General features: G+C 72.0%; 19 protein-coding genes and 1 pseudogene. 13 read left to right on the top strand and 7 right to left on the bottom strand.

The genetic code is table 11. From position 1 onward, the window contains the following. Positions 1-123: 123 nt before the first annotated feature. From V9U69_RS07215 to V9U69_RS07240, 6 genes are all read left to right on the top strand, one after another. On the top strand, positions 124-357 hold the full coding sequence (locus V9U69_RS07215) for a FitA-like ribbon-helix-helix domain-containing protein (protein WP_337060801.1): 234 nt from the start codon (positions 124-126) through the stop codon (positions 355-357). Further along, positions 354-746: a type II toxin-antitoxin system VapC family toxin gene (locus V9U69_RS07220; RefSeq protein WP_337060803.1), complete on the top strand. Its 393-nt coding sequence runs from the start codon at positions 354-356 to the stop codon at positions 744-746. The genes V9U69_RS07215 and V9U69_RS07220 overlap by 4 nt, the downstream gene beginning before the upstream one ends. 146 nt (positions 747-892) lie before the next feature. Beyond that, on the top strand, positions 893-1,096 hold the full coding sequence (locus tag V9U69_RS07225) for a type II toxin-antitoxin system VapB family antitoxin (RefSeq protein ID WP_337060804.1): 204 nt from the start codon (positions 893-895) through the stop codon (positions 1,094-1,096). A gap of 450 nt (positions 1,097-1,546) precedes the next feature. Beyond that, positions 1,547-2,056: a putative immunity protein gene (locus tag V9U69_RS19300; RefSeq protein WP_442907655.1), complete on the top strand. Its 510-nt coding sequence runs from the start codon at positions 1,547-1,549 to the stop codon at positions 2,054-2,056. Between the two features lie 164 nt (positions 2,057-2,220). Next, positions 2,221-2,493, top strand: a complete 273-nt coding sequence (locus tag V9U69_RS07235) for a hypothetical protein (RefSeq protein ID WP_337060808.1) — start codon at positions 2,221-2,223, stop codon at positions 2,491-2,493. 221 nt (positions 2,494-2,714) lie between these two features. Further along, positions 2,715-3,197: a hypothetical protein gene (locus tag V9U69_RS07240; RefSeq protein WP_337060810.1), complete on the top strand. Its 483-nt coding sequence runs from the start codon at positions 2,715-2,717 to the stop codon at positions 3,195-3,197. A 144-nt stretch (positions 3,198-3,341) separates the two neighbouring features. Here the strand turns inward: V9U69_RS07240 and V9U69_RS07245 are convergent, their stop codons facing one another. Beyond that, positions 3,342-4,379, bottom strand: coding sequence for a hypothetical protein (locus V9U69_RS07245; protein ID WP_337060812.1), 1,038 nt, complete (start codon positions 4,377-4,379; stop codon positions 3,342-3,344). Positions 4,380-4,565: 186 nt separating this feature from the next. Next, positions 4,566-5,859: pseudogene (locus tag V9U69_RS07250) on the bottom strand (IS256 family transposase). Between the two features lie 383 nt (positions 5,860-6,242). Here V9U69_RS07250 and V9U69_RS07255 point away from each other — a divergent pair. Beyond that, complete coding sequence (locus tag V9U69_RS07255; protein ID WP_337060813.1) at positions 6,243-6,422, top strand: hypothetical protein; 180 nt, start codon at positions 6,243-6,245, stop codon at positions 6,420-6,422. 92 nt (positions 6,423-6,514) lie between these two features. Here V9U69_RS07255 and V9U69_RS07260 read toward each other — a convergent pair whose 3' ends face one another. Further along, positions 6,515-6,706, bottom strand: coding sequence for a hypothetical protein (locus V9U69_RS07260; protein ID WP_337060815.1), 192 nt, complete (start codon positions 6,704-6,706; stop codon positions 6,515-6,517). 146 nt (positions 6,707-6,852) lie between these two features. Here V9U69_RS07260 and V9U69_RS07265 point away from each other — a divergent pair, with 146 nt between their 5' ends. From V9U69_RS07265 to V9U69_RS07275, 3 genes are all read left to right on the top strand, one after another. Next, positions 6,853-7,380 carry a MarR family winged helix-turn-helix transcriptional regulator gene (locus tag V9U69_RS07265; RefSeq protein ID WP_337060817.1) on the top strand — a complete coding sequence of 176 codons (528 nt, stop codon included), beginning with the start codon at positions 6,853-6,855 and terminating at the stop codon, positions 7,378-7,380. After that, positions 7,377-8,687: an MFS transporter gene (locus V9U69_RS07270; RefSeq protein ID WP_337060819.1), complete on the top strand. Its 1,311-nt coding sequence runs from the start codon at positions 7,377-7,379 to the stop codon at positions 8,685-8,687. Before V9U69_RS07265 ends, V9U69_RS07270 begins: the two co-directional genes overlap by 4 nt. A 256-nt stretch (positions 8,688-8,943) precedes the next feature. Then, positions 8,944-9,333 carry a tautomerase family protein gene (locus V9U69_RS07275; protein WP_337060821.1) on the top strand — a complete coding sequence of 130 codons (390 nt, stop codon included), beginning with the start codon at positions 8,944-8,946 and terminating at the stop codon, positions 9,331-9,333. A 559-nt stretch (positions 9,334-9,892) separates the two neighbouring features. On the opposite strand, the gene V9U69_RS07280 is transcribed toward V9U69_RS07275, so the two are convergent. Continuing rightward, positions 9,893-10,300 (bottom strand): DMP19 family protein, encoded by a 408-nt coding sequence (locus V9U69_RS07280; protein WP_337060823.1) that lies wholly within the window; start codon positions 10,298-10,300, stop codon positions 9,893-9,895. A gap of 192 nt (positions 10,301-10,492) precedes the next feature. Next, positions 10,493-10,741, bottom strand: a complete 249-nt coding sequence (locus V9U69_RS07285) for a hypothetical protein (protein ID WP_337060825.1) — start codon at positions 10,739-10,741, stop codon at positions 10,493-10,495. A gap of 93 nt (positions 10,742-10,834) precedes the next feature. Between V9U69_RS07285 and V9U69_RS07290 the strand changes: the two genes are divergently transcribed. The 3 genes from V9U69_RS07290 (at position 10,835) to V9U69_RS07300 (ending at position 12,921) form a co-directional block, all read left to right on the top strand. Then, positions 10,835-11,713: a hypothetical protein gene (locus V9U69_RS07290; protein ID WP_337060827.1), complete on the top strand. Its 879-nt coding sequence runs from the start codon at positions 10,835-10,837 to the stop codon at positions 11,711-11,713. Positions 11,714-11,886: 173 nt separating this feature from the next. After that, on the top strand, positions 11,887-12,441 hold the full coding sequence (locus V9U69_RS07295; RefSeq protein WP_337060828.1) for a phosphotransferase: 555 nt from the start codon (positions 11,887-11,889) through the stop codon (positions 12,439-12,441). Between the two features lie 279 nt (positions 12,442-12,720). Further along, positions 12,721-12,921, top strand: a complete 201-nt coding sequence (locus tag V9U69_RS07300) for a hypothetical protein (protein WP_337060830.1) — start codon at positions 12,721-12,723, stop codon at positions 12,919-12,921. A 414-nt stretch (positions 12,922-13,335) separates the two neighbouring features. Here the strand turns inward: V9U69_RS07300 and V9U69_RS07305 are convergent, their stop codons facing one another. Together V9U69_RS07305 and V9U69_RS07310 are read right to left on the bottom strand one after the other, a co-directional pair. Beyond that, positions 13,336-14,076: a hypothetical protein gene (locus V9U69_RS07305; RefSeq protein ID WP_337060831.1), complete on the bottom strand. Its 741-nt coding sequence runs from the start codon at positions 14,074-14,076 to the stop codon at positions 13,336-13,338. Continuing rightward, positions 14,073-14,343: hypothetical protein (locus V9U69_RS07310; protein WP_337060832.1), on the bottom strand; the 271-nt coding region annotated here is incomplete at its 5' end. The genes V9U69_RS07305 and V9U69_RS07310, both read right to left, overlap by 4 nt.

A 14,343-nucleotide genomic window follows, 5' to 3' on the forward strand; every position in this document is an offset into this window, starting at 1 on the left:
CGCTCAGGCAGCACCCCCTTTGCCACCGCCAGCACCCGCTGCTGCCGCGCGTGTCGCCGACCGCCCGGATCCGCCGATGGCCGAGTGATTGCAGAACGGAGCCAGTGGCGCCAGAATGGCGCCGTGCCCAGCGTGCAGATCAAGGACGTCCCCGCCGAGACGCACGCCGTCCTGCGCCGGCGCGCCGCCCTGGCCCACCAGTCCCTGCAGGAGTACCTGCTCGCCAGACTGGTCGAAGAGGCCAGCACCCCCTCCCTCGACGAGGTTCTGGAGCGTGCCGGTGGGCGAGCCGGCGGCAGCGTGTCCTTCCGCGACGCCGTGGAGGTGGTGCACGACGACCGCGACCGTCGTTCGTGATCGTCGTCGACGCCAGCGTCCTGGCCCCGGCCTTGGCCGACGACGGGCCGGACGGGGACCGGGCCCGGGGCCGTCTGCGCGGAGAGGTCCTGACCGCTCCCGAGGTGATCGACCTCGAAGTGGCCTCCGTCCTGCGCCGCGCCGCCGCCGCCGGGCGCCTCCCCGATCGCCGCGCCGACCTTGCGCTGCGCGACCTCACCGACCTCCCGCTGCGGCGAGCCGCCCACCGAGCCCTGCTTCCCCGCTGCTGGGAACTGCGCCACACCGTCACCAGCTACGACGCCGCGTACGTCGCGCTGGCCGAGGCCCTGAACGTCGTCCTGATCACCGCCGACGCGCGCCTGTCCCGCGCTCCGGGGGTCACCTGCGAGGTGCAGGTCCTGCCCTGACCCATCCGCGCATGATGCTGGCCGGGACGTTCACCGAGGAGGTCCCGGTGGTTCCCGCCACCCTCGGCCCATGGCCAGCGCTGCGATCGCGGCCTGCCCCGTGCACATCAGCCACCTTCGGCGTGCACGCATCGAGGAGGCCCGCCGTGAGCAAGACCCACATCGACATCGACGACGACCTGCTCGCCCAGGTGGCCGCCATCACCGGAACGACCACCAAGCGCGACACCGTCGACACCGCCCTGCGCACGACCCTGCGCCACGAGCGCCGCCGCCGAACGCCTCATCACCCGCGCCGAGAGCGGTTGCTTCGCCCCCCTCCTCCAAGAGCACCCGAAACCCACCGGTGAGGACGTCGAGGCACCGGACACCGACGACCGAGCACAAGGCGCTGCGTGAGCTTCCTGCTCGACAAGTCCGCTCACGCCCGCTGGCACCAGCCGGTCGCGGCCGCCCGGCTGAACGACCTCCTGCGCGAGGACCTGCTGGACATCGCCCGACCCAGCGTGCTGGAGACCGGGTTCTCCGCCCGCTCCTCTCAGGACCACCGAGAGGTCATCGCCGACGTCACCGAGGCGATGACCGTCATCGACGGTCATCGCCCAGATCAGCGCCCGCGCACAAGACCTGCAGGAACACCTCACCCATCGAGGCTGGCACCAGGCGCCCGGGCCGGTGGACCTCCTGCTCGCAGCCACGGCCATCGAACCTGCCGGCCAGGACGTCCGCATCCGCCGATGACCGCTGGCGGCAACGGGAGATCCTCACCGCGTTCCCCGCGCGGCTGGCACGCTGGTCGTGTGATCCTTCCGAAGGTCCGCGACCCGCGGCTGATCACGGTCCGCCGCGGCGGGGAACTCGGCGACCAGGACCACCGGCTCCTCGCGCTGTGGGCCGCTGAGTGCGCCGAACACGTCCTGCACCTCTTCGAGGATGAACAGCCCTCAGACACCCGCCCGCGCGAGGCCATCGCGGCAGCACGCGCCTGGGCCGACGGCAGCCTCAGGATGATGGACGCCCGCGCCCGCGGCGGACACGCGATGGGGGCGGCCCGCCCGCTGCGGGGAGCTGCTCGGTACGCCGCCCACGCCGCCGGCCAGGCCGCGTGCGTTCCTCACGTGCCCGAGCACGACCTCGGCGCCGCCGCCTACGCGATCAAGGCGGTTCGGGCAGCGGGCACGGTCGGTCCCACCGCCGGGCGGTTGGAGCGGGACTGGCAGCGCGAGCGGCTTCCAGGGCGGATCAGGGCGCTGGTGCTCGAGGACCAGGTCAGGCGCAACGCGATCTGCTGGTCCGTCTTCGACGACTGACGGGAGTTCACGGTCATCCCGCGCCGAGGGCGCGGCCGGGCCGGCCCCTCCCCGCCAGGCTGGGGTGAGGCACGAAGCACCGCGCAGTGCGGGAGATCCTCACCTCGCCGCCGCACCACGCACCTGCTTGCGGAACGACACGACCTGAGCAAACGTGGAGCAGCATGCAGCAGCCGACAGCGCGCGAAGCGGGCAAGGACCTGGCGAGGGGACTGGCCTTCTCCCTCGTCCTCGTGCTGATCGCCGAGACGGTGCACCGCACCTTCCCGTGGGACCGCCTGTGGGCGCTCATCGCGGTCTTCGCTGCCGGCCACCTGCTGCGGGCGGCGATCAAGTACCGACGCGACGAGTCCACGCAACGCGGCGCCGGTGACCTCAGGACCGAGCAGGCCGAGACCTCCGGACGCACGGTCGATGCGCGGCCCCCGAAGCGGTGAGCACGCTCAGGCACAGCCACCGCCTGACAGCGGCGGCGGAGACCGACCTGCAGCGCCCGTGGGGGTGCCCTCGCACGGTCAGAGCGCGTGTCCTCCGCGCCGACCCGAGCCTTGGGGCGACGCGCGGTCATCCCGCTGGCCACGCACGATCATGGACGGCCGGGGTGCCCGTACATGCCGAAGAGCGACCGATGCGGGCGGGGCTCTGAAACGCTGACCAGATGAGTGGTGCCGGTACCTACGCCATCGAGCACGGCGACCTGTCGCGGCAGGACGCCCAGGTGCTGGACCGAGCAGTCCTGGCCCACCTGGCACCGCTCGCGGCCACGGTGGAGACCGACCTGCCCGTGCACGAGCCCGGCACCTGGCCGGCCGACGTCGAAGCCGCCGCTGAGCTGCTGCGCCGGCACAGCGACCCCGACGCCGACCAGGACTCCTACTGCCACGCCGCCGCCGACGTGCGCACCCACCCGCACCTGTGGGACGCCTTCGTGCTGGTGGCCCCACACGCCTACGACGCCGAGGTCCGCGACGCGCACGGCAGCGAGATCGCCTCCCTGTCCGACGAGGGCACGCTCGTGCTGCGCTTGGACGACGAGCAGCACGCGCGCCTGACCGCGCTCGTCGGTGCGCACCGCCTGCGCCTGCTGGACCTGCCCGCCCGGCGTCGGTGGTGGGCACCTCGGCGGCGCACCGACGGTTGAAGGTCCGCGCTGGGCGAGTCAGGGCCGACGTCGACCGCTCATGACGCCTGCGGAGTGCGTCACCGGACCCGTGGTTGTTCAGATCCGACCGCGTCGTCTCGGCGCTCCAGCGCATCCGGGCGTGGCGCCCCGTGCAGATCCTGCTCAGTGCCGGCGCGCGTCGCGCTGCAACAGCGCGGACAAGCCACCCGCTCCCGTGCCGTCGTCATCAGGCCACAACCCACCGGCCGACACGCGCCGCAGCTCTTCCGCGCACGGCGCCCACGGGCACCGCTCATCCCGTGAGAGCCACTGCTCGAAGGGCACCTGCAGCAGCACCCGCTCGTCCACCTCACCCTTGCTGGGCAGCGCCTGCGCCAGCACCGGCACGTGCGGCAGGTAGCGCTGCACCACCAGCTGCCCGACGTGCTCAGCCGCCGCCTGCACCGCAGCCCGGTCCGGCACCAGCCAGCCGTGCTGGTGCGGACGCGCCAGCAGCTCCCCGGCCTGCACCCGCAGACCGAAGTCGTCCAGCTCCCCACCGCCGTACACCTCCTCCTCGAGGTCCACCGGCGTTCCGGCCAGCTGCGCGTCCTCGCGCAACCACGCGTGCCAGTCCGAGAGCCGGTACGCCGCCACGACGGCACCGACCTCCCGGTGCCCCTCCTGGGTGCTGACCCACGCCAGCACGCTGATGCGCACGTGCTGGTCCACCTGCAGGTGCAGACCGCGCTTGCCGCGGGTGAAGCCGTGCCCACCCAGGTGCTGGTGCAGCATGCGCAGGAACGTACCCACCCCCGGGCGCGGCGGGCGCCGGACCGGCGCCGGTGGGGCCGGGGCTCGCACCAGCGTCTGAGCCTGCGGGTCGAAGCACACCAGGCCGTGCGCCCCGGCCAACCCCGCGATCGTCGTCAACGCCACCTCGGCGCCGTGCGCGGTCATCGCCGTATGGAAGAAGGAACCGGCCGCGTCCTCGCTCAGCGGACCTTCGACCGCCCAGACGCCGTCCACGTCACGCGCCCCGGCGGGCAGGTGAGCGCGCACGTCGCTCAAGAACGCGCGAAGAGCCGCGCTGGGGCGCGGCCGAGGCTGACCGGCCTGTTCAGCGGCGTCCAGCGCCTCGACGCGGGCGGTGAACTCCGCCCCGGCAGCCTGATCGCTTTCCGGGTACGGGCCCTCCCACACCGCCACGTCGTACGACACCGCGCCACCGTAACGACCACACCAGCCGCACCGGTCAGTGACGCGACTGCACTACCCAGACGCCCGCTCATCCCGCTGGCCAGGCCGTCCGCAGCTGCCGCACTGGGCGCGCGATCACGGACTGGTCGAGGGTGACGCCCCCGGGAGTGGTGTAACTCCTCGCGCGTGAAGCGCTGCTGATTCGGACTACGCCGTGAGCGTGGCGGTCGTGTCGAGCGCGGGCGTCTGCAGAGCGGTCGGTTCCGGCGGGGTCAGCAGCGCCATCGAGGACTCCGACAGGTAGCGCCGTTCCCCTGACTGCTACTCATCGTGCGCCTCGATCAGGATGCAGCCGGCCAGCCGCAGCAGGGCCTGGGCGTTGGGGAAGATGCCGACGACTGGGGGCACCTCCCGCTCGCGGGGGACGGTGCGGCGCTTGACCTCCCGGTTCAGCCGCTCCAACGGGTTCGTCGACCAGATCTTGCGCCAGTGCGCCTCGGGGAAGGTCGCGAACGCCGTCACGTCCGACCCCGCCTCATCGAGCATGTCTGCGACGGCCGGGAACTTCGCGCGCAGGCTGTCGGCCACGACCCGGACCTGCTCGGTGACCGCCCCGGCCGAGAGATGGACGAAGATGGTGCGGACCATCGCCGCGACCGCGTCGGACTGCCCCTTGGCGACCTTGGCCAGCACGTTGCGCATGAAGTGGACCCGGCAGTGCTGCCAGGCCGCGCCGGCCACGGTCTGCTCGATCGCGCTGACGAGCCCGCGGTGCTGATCGGAGATCAGCAGCTGCACTCCGTGCAGGCCCCGGTCGCGCAGCGAGCCCAGGAAGGCTTTCCAGAAGTCCAGCGTCTCGGCGTCCCCGACGTCGCAGCCCAGCACCTCCCGATGCCCATCAGCGCTGACTGGGGGCACCTCCCGCGCAGCGGGGGACGGTGGCGATCACGACAGCCTGGGACACGACCCGGCCGCGGATGCGGGCCTTGCAGTAGGTCGCATCCAAGAACACGTAGGGGGTGGCCTGCGCGTCCAGCGGGCGGGTGCGGAACGCCTCGACCTCGGCGTCCAGGTCGGCGCAGATCCGGGACACCTCGCTCTTGGAGATCCCGGACTCCACCCCCAGGGCCTCGACGAGGTCGTCGACCTTCCTGGTCGAGACACCGTGGACATAGGCCTCCATCACCACCGCGTGCAGCGCCCGGTCGATGCGCCGACGCGGGGCCAGCAGTGTCGGGAAGAACGAACCCGTCCTGGTCTTGGGGATCTTGATGTTGAGGTCGCCGGCGGTGGTGGCGACCAGACGGTCGCGGGTGCCGTTGCGGTGGGTGGTGCGGGCCGCGGTGCGCTCGTGGGGTCTGGCGCCGATGTGCTGCTCGGCTTCGACGTCGATCAGCGCCTGCAGGGCTCCTTGCAGGAGCCGGCGCATCAGCTGGCCGTCCTCGGCGGCGGTGAGTGCGTCAAGCAGGGTGGACAGGGCAGACTGGTCCTCGAGGGCCATCGCGGTGATCCTTCTTCTACGAGTTCCTTGGCGGGTTCTCGCAGAACTTCACGCGGTGGCCCTCACCTGCCTCCCGGACACGCCGGGCCCGGTCAGGCTGGGGCCGCGTTACACCACTCCAGGGGACTCACCCGGTCTGGCAGCCGCCTCAACTGCACGCACATGCCGCGGCCCGGGCGCCATCACGAGCGCCCGGCGACTTCACCGTCGTGCCACGCGGGGCGCGCGGGAGGCCGCGCACCGGCTCGCACCTGCGCACACCGAGCACCACCCTTGGTCCCATGGCGCGTGACCAGCTCTCACCAGCCACCCCGGCTGAACGGCACCACCAGCGGCCACGCCCAGCGCCCCGACACGGGGCCTGGGTCCTCGCCGACTGCCTCATGGCCCTGGTGTGGCTGCCGGTGCTGCTGCTCCTCTACTTCAGCCAGATGCCGGCCTGGTTCGTGATCCCCTTCGCCCTGGTGGCTCTCTGGAGCGTGGTGCGCGCCTACCGACAGGTCTGGCTGTGGTCCCAGGACCAGCGCCACCAGGACGAGCACCAGCACCACGTCCGCGCCTGAGCTCGCTCAAGCCCCGGAAGAGCGCGTCCGCTCAGCGGCACGTTCACGCAAGGCGCTCCGCGCGACCGGACGACCGCGCGGTCATCCCGCGCTCAGTGGTCGGCACCCGCGTCGTCGAGCAGCTTGGCACCGGCTCCACCCTTTTCGGCCACCTGCCGCTCCAAGGCCCGCGCGATGCGCTCCTGCGCCTCGGCTGAGCGCGTCAAGGTCGCCCGCAGCCGCGTCAGGTAGACGACCAGGCACACGAACAGGACCAGATTGACGATGCCTGTGATGTCGGTCATCGCGTGATCGTTGCAGCCGGGCTGCGCTACATGCGACCGCGCGGTCATCCCGCGATACGGGCGGGCCCGACTGGTCTGACCACGTCGCGGTCCTGCCGATGACCATGGCAGGAGCACGCTCACATTAGGACTGTTACATTAGCCCTGTGACATCGGACGAGGTCCGCGACGGCGACCCCACTGGGCTCAACCACCTGCTTCCCCTCCAGCAGTTGCTGGCCGGGATGGACGAGCAGATCACCGAGGTCTACGCCCAACGCGGCGTCCGCGGGGTGCGGCCCCGGTTCAGCAAGGCCCTCATCCGCCTGCACCACCGCGGCCCGCTGACCATCAAGGACCTCGCCCAGCAGGTCGGGGTGACGCACTCGGCCATGAGCCAGACGGTGACCGCCATGCGCCATGCGGGCCTCATCGACAGCGCCGCCGGTGAGGACGCCCGCACCCGCACGGTGACGCTGACCGACGCAGGCACTGCCCTCGTGCCGATCCTGGAAGCGGAGTGGCGCGCCACCGAAGCCGCCTGGGCGGAACTGGACGCCGAAGTCCCCTACGGACTGCAGCAGGTCGTCGAAGACCTGAGCGCGGCCCTGCGCGAGCGGTCCTTCGCCGAACGCGTCAACGCCCACATCGACGCCCTCCTGGCCGCTGACAGCCAGGACAGCGGCCAGCGGTGAGGTCGCTGGACCGCCTCGTCGACACCCGCCCCCTGCGGTCCTCGCCGGCTTTCCGGCGGTTGTGGATCGGCACCACCGCGGCAGCGTTCGGTGGCCAAGTCGCCGTCGTCGCCGTGCTGTACCAGGTGTGGAACCTCACCGGGAGCACGGTGTGGACGGGCGCGATCGGCATCGCCACCGCCGTGCCGACCATCGTGGGCGGCATCGTCGGTGGCACCTTGGCCGACGCGGTCGACCGTCGCCGTCTGGTCGTGGTGACCACGACCGTCTCGGTGCTGGCTGCCCTCGGCTTGGCGCTGCAGGCGGTGGCCGAAGCCGCCTCGGTGCTGCTGGTGCTGGTCCTGGTCGCCGCTCAGACCTCCGCGACCGCTGTGGGCGCAGCAGCGCGGCGCACGTTCATCTCCCGGCTGCTGCCGTCGGACCTGGTGCCGGCGGGGGTAGCGCTGAACCACGTCGGTTTTCAGATCGCCATGCTCACCGGCCCCGCCGTCGCCGGTCTCGTCCTCACCGCCGGTGGACCACGGGCCGCCTACCTCGCCGACGCCGTGGGCATCACCGTGTCGCTGTACGGGGTGCTGCGCCTGCCCGCCATGCGCCCACAACCCCTCACAGACAGAGACACCGACACCGACACCGACACCGCAACCGGTACCGCTCGGGCGGCGAGAGGTGGACTGGCTGCGGTGCGCGCCACCTGGCAGGGGTGGAGGTACCTGCTGCACCGTCCTGTCCTGCGTGCCTGCCTGGCCACCGACCTCGCCGCCACCGTGCTGGCCATGCCGATCGCGCTGTTCCCCGCCATCAACGCGCAACGCTTCGACGGCGAGGAGACCACGCTGGGCCTGTTCCTCTCCGCCATCGCCGCTGGCGGCCTGATCGCGGGGTTCGCCTCTGGCGCGTTGAGCCGAGCCCGGCGTACCGGGTGCGTGATGCTGATCGCCGCCGCGACCTGGGGCGCAGCCCTGACCGCCTTCGCCCTTGTGGACTCCCTGCCCACGACGCTGGTCTGCTTGGCCATCGCCGGCGCAGCGGACACCGTCGCGGTGATCTCCCGCGGCACCATCGTGCAGCTGTCGACCCCTGACGCGTTCCTGGGGCGGGTCAGCGCCGCGGAGAACATCGCCGGAGTCGCCGGTCCTGGTCTGGGCAATGCACGAGCCGGTGCCGTCGCGAGCGTGACCTCGACCGCGGTGTCCTCGCTGAGCGGGGGCCTGGCGTGCGTCCTCGCCGTCGCGGCGATCGCGGCAACGACTCCCGCCTTGCGCCGCTGGGCACCACCGGCGCCCACGACCACCCCGGCTACCTGAGAACGCCACCGGCACCTGCACCGTCCAACGACACTGAGCATCCGGAGTCGAGTTCACGGCCATCCCGCAGGTCGCGTGACGCAGGCAACCCCGCCCGCTACGGTGACCGCCATGATCGTCCCGATGTGCACCCGCCAGCAGTGGTGGGCCGGCTCCTAGGCCGGGCACGTCTTCACCGACGCGCATCCCGCCTCAGCGGGTGTGCGGGCATTCCTCCCGCCGGCCCGCCAAGGCCGACCCGAGGAGACCTCACACCATGGCCCAGTTCAAGATCTACGGCCGAGACAACATCCTGCGCCCACTGCGCACACCCCTGTCCGACACCGTCCACGCCGCCGCTGTCGACGTCCTCGGCCTACCCGCCACCAAGCGCTTCCACCGCTTCCTCCCCATGGCCGCCGAGGACTTCCCCACCCCCGAAGGGCGCAGCGAGAGGTACACGATCATCGAGGTGTTCATGTTCGCCGGGCGCACCGTGGCGACGAAGAAGGCGTTCTTTCAACGCCTGTACCGGGACTTCGCCGAGCACCTGGGCATCGAAGCGATCGACTTGGAGATCACCATCGTGGAGACGCCGCGTCACGATTGGGGCATCCGCGGGCAGGCCGGCGACGAGCTGACCCTTGCCTATCGGGTGGAGCAGTGACTCCCGCAGCATCTACCGGTCATCCCGCGCTCAGTGCGCGATCATGGCTGCCAGTGACGTCCTCACTCGCCGATCCCCGAAAGCGGGGACAGACCCAGCAGGGCGGTCAACAGTGCCTACCCCTGCTGTCCCGCAAGGGGGGACTTCTCAGCTTCCAGCCACGCCAGACCCTCCTGCGCAGCGTCTCCGCTCAGCGGCTCCCCCTGCTCGACGTAGTGCTGGCGGCCTGAGTCGATGAGCTGGCTAGCCGTCTCCCCATCTGGCGCCTGCACGTACCAAGAGCGCGTCACACGGAAGACCTGCTGAGTACCGTTCTCTGCTGTCATGCCTAGAGCGTCCCCACGAGTGGGCGACTCCGGCAAGTGGATATGTGTTGCATCGAAACCAGCAGCAGCCTGCCTTGAACCACCTACAGCCCGCCCATGGGCCTGCAGGGACTAGTCAAGTGTCGACGCGCGGTCATCCCGCGGACAGCGCGCGGTCAGGACCAGTCGGCGACTTCACGGAGTTGCCGAAGTGCGGATGGCGCTCCGAGCACGGACCGGGGCTGGTGATGCTCTCAGCTGCGCGGAGCGAAACTGTTCGGAGATGCCTCCACCGCGGCACGGGCTGCGACGCTGAGCGCGTCGTCGTCCAGGGGATAGGAGGCGTCGATGCGCTCCTCGGGAACGTCCTCGTGCATCTGGCCATCAGCGCCCACCACCTCCTCGTACTCCTGGCGTGCCCGCTCGATGATCGAGGCGACGGCGTCCAGGCCCAGGAAGCGGTAGGCCTGCAGCACCCGGGGCAGGGGGTACTCGGGGTCTTCAGCGTAGGTCTCCACCGCGTTCAGCAGGCCGCCGTTCATGACGCTGCCGTGGAAGGTCAGCGCGACGTGCAGAGCCTCGTCCCCGCGGTGGGTCTTGATGGCCGGAGCGTCCCACTCGCACGCGCGGTTCCACAGAGCGTCGAACTCCTCATCCGTCACGGACGCGACGGTACTGGGCACGCCTCCTGAGCGGAGCGCTCCGTGCGGATACGGACGAGGCCGCCGGTCAGGACGGTCCCCGACGGACATCCGGTCATCCCGCGATGTGAGTGCACGGTGCGCCGCCACCGAACGCCCCGACACCGCCCCGCGGGCACACCCTTTCCCGAGGTTGGCGCGCAGCTCGAAGACTCAGTCGCCGGCGCCTGACCGGCGTCGGTGTGCCGTTCGCAGGGCAACACCCACGACCAGGTAGAGAACGAGCACGCAGGCGACCCCAAGGGCGACCGACAGCAGCCTCGACTCAGGAAGCAGGTCGCGGAAGAGCGAGATGAGCAGACCCGTGACGAGACCGGCGACCACGGCCTGCAGAACGCCGATCCGATGGACTGGGCGAGCGGGCGACACCGAACTGCTGTCATCACGGTGACCGGTGATCATTGATTCACCCTAGGCGAGCCCAGGAAGGTTCTCGCGGTCATCCCGCCGTCCGGGCGCGGCCGGGCTGTCGCACGGTCGTGCCAGGCTGCACAGATGGCGAACGTCCCCTGGCCGCGCGAGGCCGTCGTCCAGGCTCTGCGCGAGCGGCTCCTGCTCGACGGCGCGGTCACCGAGGGCTTCACCGGCCTGGACGTCCGCCCCGCCCTGGCTGGTGAGCCCCCGCACCCGGACAGCACCCGTGAGCACGAGCACGTGGTCGTGCTCCTGCGCTGGCGCCACGACCCCCACCTGTACGCCATCGCCGTCCCCCTGGTGCCCGGCCCGGCCGGGCCGCCCCCGCCGGGCGTGCACCCCGCCTCGTCCGTGCACTCGTTGCAGAGCTGGGCCGAGGAGGTCGTCCTCTCGCTGAGGGAGGACCTCGACACCGGGCTGGTGCAGTGGGCCAGGCGCACCCAGGTCGGTGACGCCACCTTCCTGAGCAGCACAGGCGCAGCCGAAGCCGCCCCGCCCGAGGGGTACTACCTCAGCCCCGTCCACCTCGGTCCCGGCGGTGGCGACGGCGCGCACCTGGCCGATGCCGGCCTCGACGTCAGCACCGCCCGGCGCCTGCTGACCGACGATCGCCTGCTGACCTGGCTGCACGCCTACGTGAACAACGCACGGGGTGAGCCGTACGTCGGTCACGCCGTCGTGGCCCGCCCACCCACCGACGACCGCGGCCGCAGCTCGGGAGCGGCCCGCCTGGAGTCCCTCGAGGTCGTGCCCGGCACCCCGGGCACCGTCGCCGCCGCGCTGGCCTACCACGCGGTGCGCGAGGCCGTCGAGGCCGGTGCTGAGTCCGTCTCGAGCGCCCTGGACGACCCGGTTGCGCGAGGCGCCCTGGAGGAGGTCGGCTTCCGACGCGGCGACAGCAGCGCGGAGGTCTCGGTGACGTGGCGCGAGGTGCGCAGGCCCGACCTGCGCCGCAGGTAGCGTGCCCTGCTGCGCCACCTGCACGCTGTCGGCTTCACCCGAGCACCCGAAGCGCTCGGCCTCGACGAGCAGGGCCGCGAGGTGCTCACCCACCTCGAGGGTGAGACCGTCGGGGACAGCCGCCCCTGGCCCGCGTGGGCGCACAGCGAGGCGGCCCTGGTCGCTGCCGGGAGGTGGGTGCGCGACTTCCACCAGGCTTCCGCTCCTTCACCCCACCCGCGGACGCGCACTGGTTCGGCGACCACGACGAGCTGCGGGCTGGGGAGGTCGTCGGCCACCACGACGCCGCTCCCCGCAACGCCGTCTGGCGCCCTGCCCCCACCGCCTCCGACCCCGGGGCCGGGCAGCTCGTCGGTTTCATCGACTGGGACCTGGCCGGACCTGCCGCACCGGTGCGTGACCTGGCGTTCCTGGCGCTGATGTGGGTACCGATGACCGCTCACGACGTCGCCCGTGGCGACGGCTTCCCCGCCGAAACCGACCGGCCCCGCCGCCTGCGCCTGCTGCTGCAGGCCTACGGCTGGCGGGGCAGCACGCAGGAGGTGCTCCACGCCGTGCGTGAGCGCGCCCTGCAGCACGCCGCCGGACTGCGGCAGGCGGCCGCCGACGGGTACGGCCCCGCGGTGAACCTGGTCGCCGGAGGGGTCGCCGACGACTTCGATCGCGCCGTGAGCACCCTGGACGCTGAGACACCCCGGCTGCTCCAGGCAGAGCACGAGCCGCAGTAGACGACAGGAGTGCGCTCACCTGCTCCGTTCCGCACGGCCGCTGAACTGCCCCACCCCTTGGTGTTCGCTCCAGGGCGCTCTCCTGCCAGGCCCGGCACCGCCGCCTCGAGGAGTTACCGGTCACGGCGCCGACCTCGCGCTCTCGCGGGGAGACGGCCGTCTTCCGTTGCGGTGCCGGCACACGCTCGCGGCGCCGCCACCACCTGCAGCGCACGAGCAGATCCCAATCCCCGGCTCGCAGCGTGTGCCAGGCTGGATCGACCCGAGCGAGGAGGAACCGTGGCGGCCGAGCCCGATGACCCCGACGCGCAGCTGCAGCGAGGCCCTGACCCGATGCCCTTCACCAGCGGAAACCGGTTCGCCCCCTTCCAGCGCGAGCACGACCCCCGGCGAGGACCGCAGCGCACCTGGACGATCGTCGCCGGCACCCTCGGACCGCTGCTGATCGTCGCCGTCTTGCTGTGGGTGTGGGTGCGCTGACTCCCGCAGCCCGGGCCGTGCTGCGGCGACGGGTACCCGGTCGTGAGGCGGTGGTGGCGCGTCGCACGGTGGTCGAGCCCCCGGGCGTCTGCTGCACCTTCCCGCGAGGTCGAGCGGCAGGGTCTTCCCCCGCCGAGGCAGGCGGCTCGTGTCCGCCGTGGTCGGCGCCTGACCCGGACCCGCGAGGTGGTGCGCCCGGCCGATCCGGTCACCTGGCGCTCCACCGGTGGCCGGGCGCTGCCGAGGGCGTGGCGCACACCTCGGCCGCGGCACTGCCACCAGCGGCGAGTCGTTCCCTGCCACCTGAACCGGCCTGGAACGACCTGCGAGGGCCGGCGTCGTGGCTGCCGGCCCTCGCGAGCGGTGCTCCCCAGGTCCGCTCGGTCGCACACGTGGCGACCCGGGGAGCGGAGATCAGTGAGCGGTGGTGGTGGTGGTGGTCCTGAGGTCCTTCTTGCGGGGCCAGAACTTCGCCCCGACCAACCCACCGGCTGCGGCGGCGATGAACGTCAGGCCCAGGCCCAGCACCGCGTAGGAGGCGGCGGACTGCGCCGCCTCGCGGGCCTGGGCCTGCTCAGCCGCGGAGACGTCCGGCACGTCGGAGGCGTCGATCCCGGAGACCGCGTTGGAAACCGCCGCGGGGTCGATCAGCTGGGAGGCGATGTTGCCCGCGGAACCCAGGAGCGCCCCACCGCCGAGCAGGGTCAGGGCCAGGAAGGCCACGATGCTCAGGGCCCACACCAGGATCCCGTGCAGCAGGCCCGAGTTCAGCCCTCGCCACATGGCGGTCGCGGCGGCGGTCAGGCCGCCGAGGAACAACGCGCCCAGGGCGATGAGCCCCGTGACGACGCCTCCGGTCGTCCCCGAAACCCCGTCGGAGTCGAGGACGCCGAGGGCGAGGAAGATCATCGTGCCGAGCAAGAAGGTGGGAAGGGCCACGACGACCCCCGCCCACACCGGGCCCCAGCGCACCTGGTCACCGCGCTGGGCCGGGACGTTGACGTTGATGTCGTGGTCCGCCGCGAAGGCGGGAGCGGTGCGGTGGACGGAGAGGCGGTCCTCCACCGTGGTGGTGCGGTGCTCGTCCTCCGCCGCGGTGGCGCCCGCGATCTGGCTCGACCTGTTCGTGCCGGGGTCGTTGCTGGGAGTGCTCATGCGATTCCTCCTGGGGGGACGTGGGGTGTCGTCAAGGGCGTGTGCGTTTCAGGCGGGTGAGCGGTGTCGATCTCGACGTGCTCGGTGCGCAGCTCGGCCCGCACGGCCTGCTCGCCCGCGACCTGGCGGACGCCGGCGCGCACCGCTTCGGTGGGCTGCACGCGCACGGAGACGATCTGCTCGCGGATGCGCACGCGCTCGCCGGGCACGCGCACCCGCTGCACGTGCAGTTCCTCGGCCGAGCGGAGGACCTCGGCGTGCTCCTCG

Source organism: Kineococcus sp. G2 (assembly GCF_037154035.1).
In the GTDB taxonomy this organism is placed as follows: Bacteria; Actinomycetota; Actinomycetes; order Actinomycetales; family Kineococcaceae; genus Kineococcus.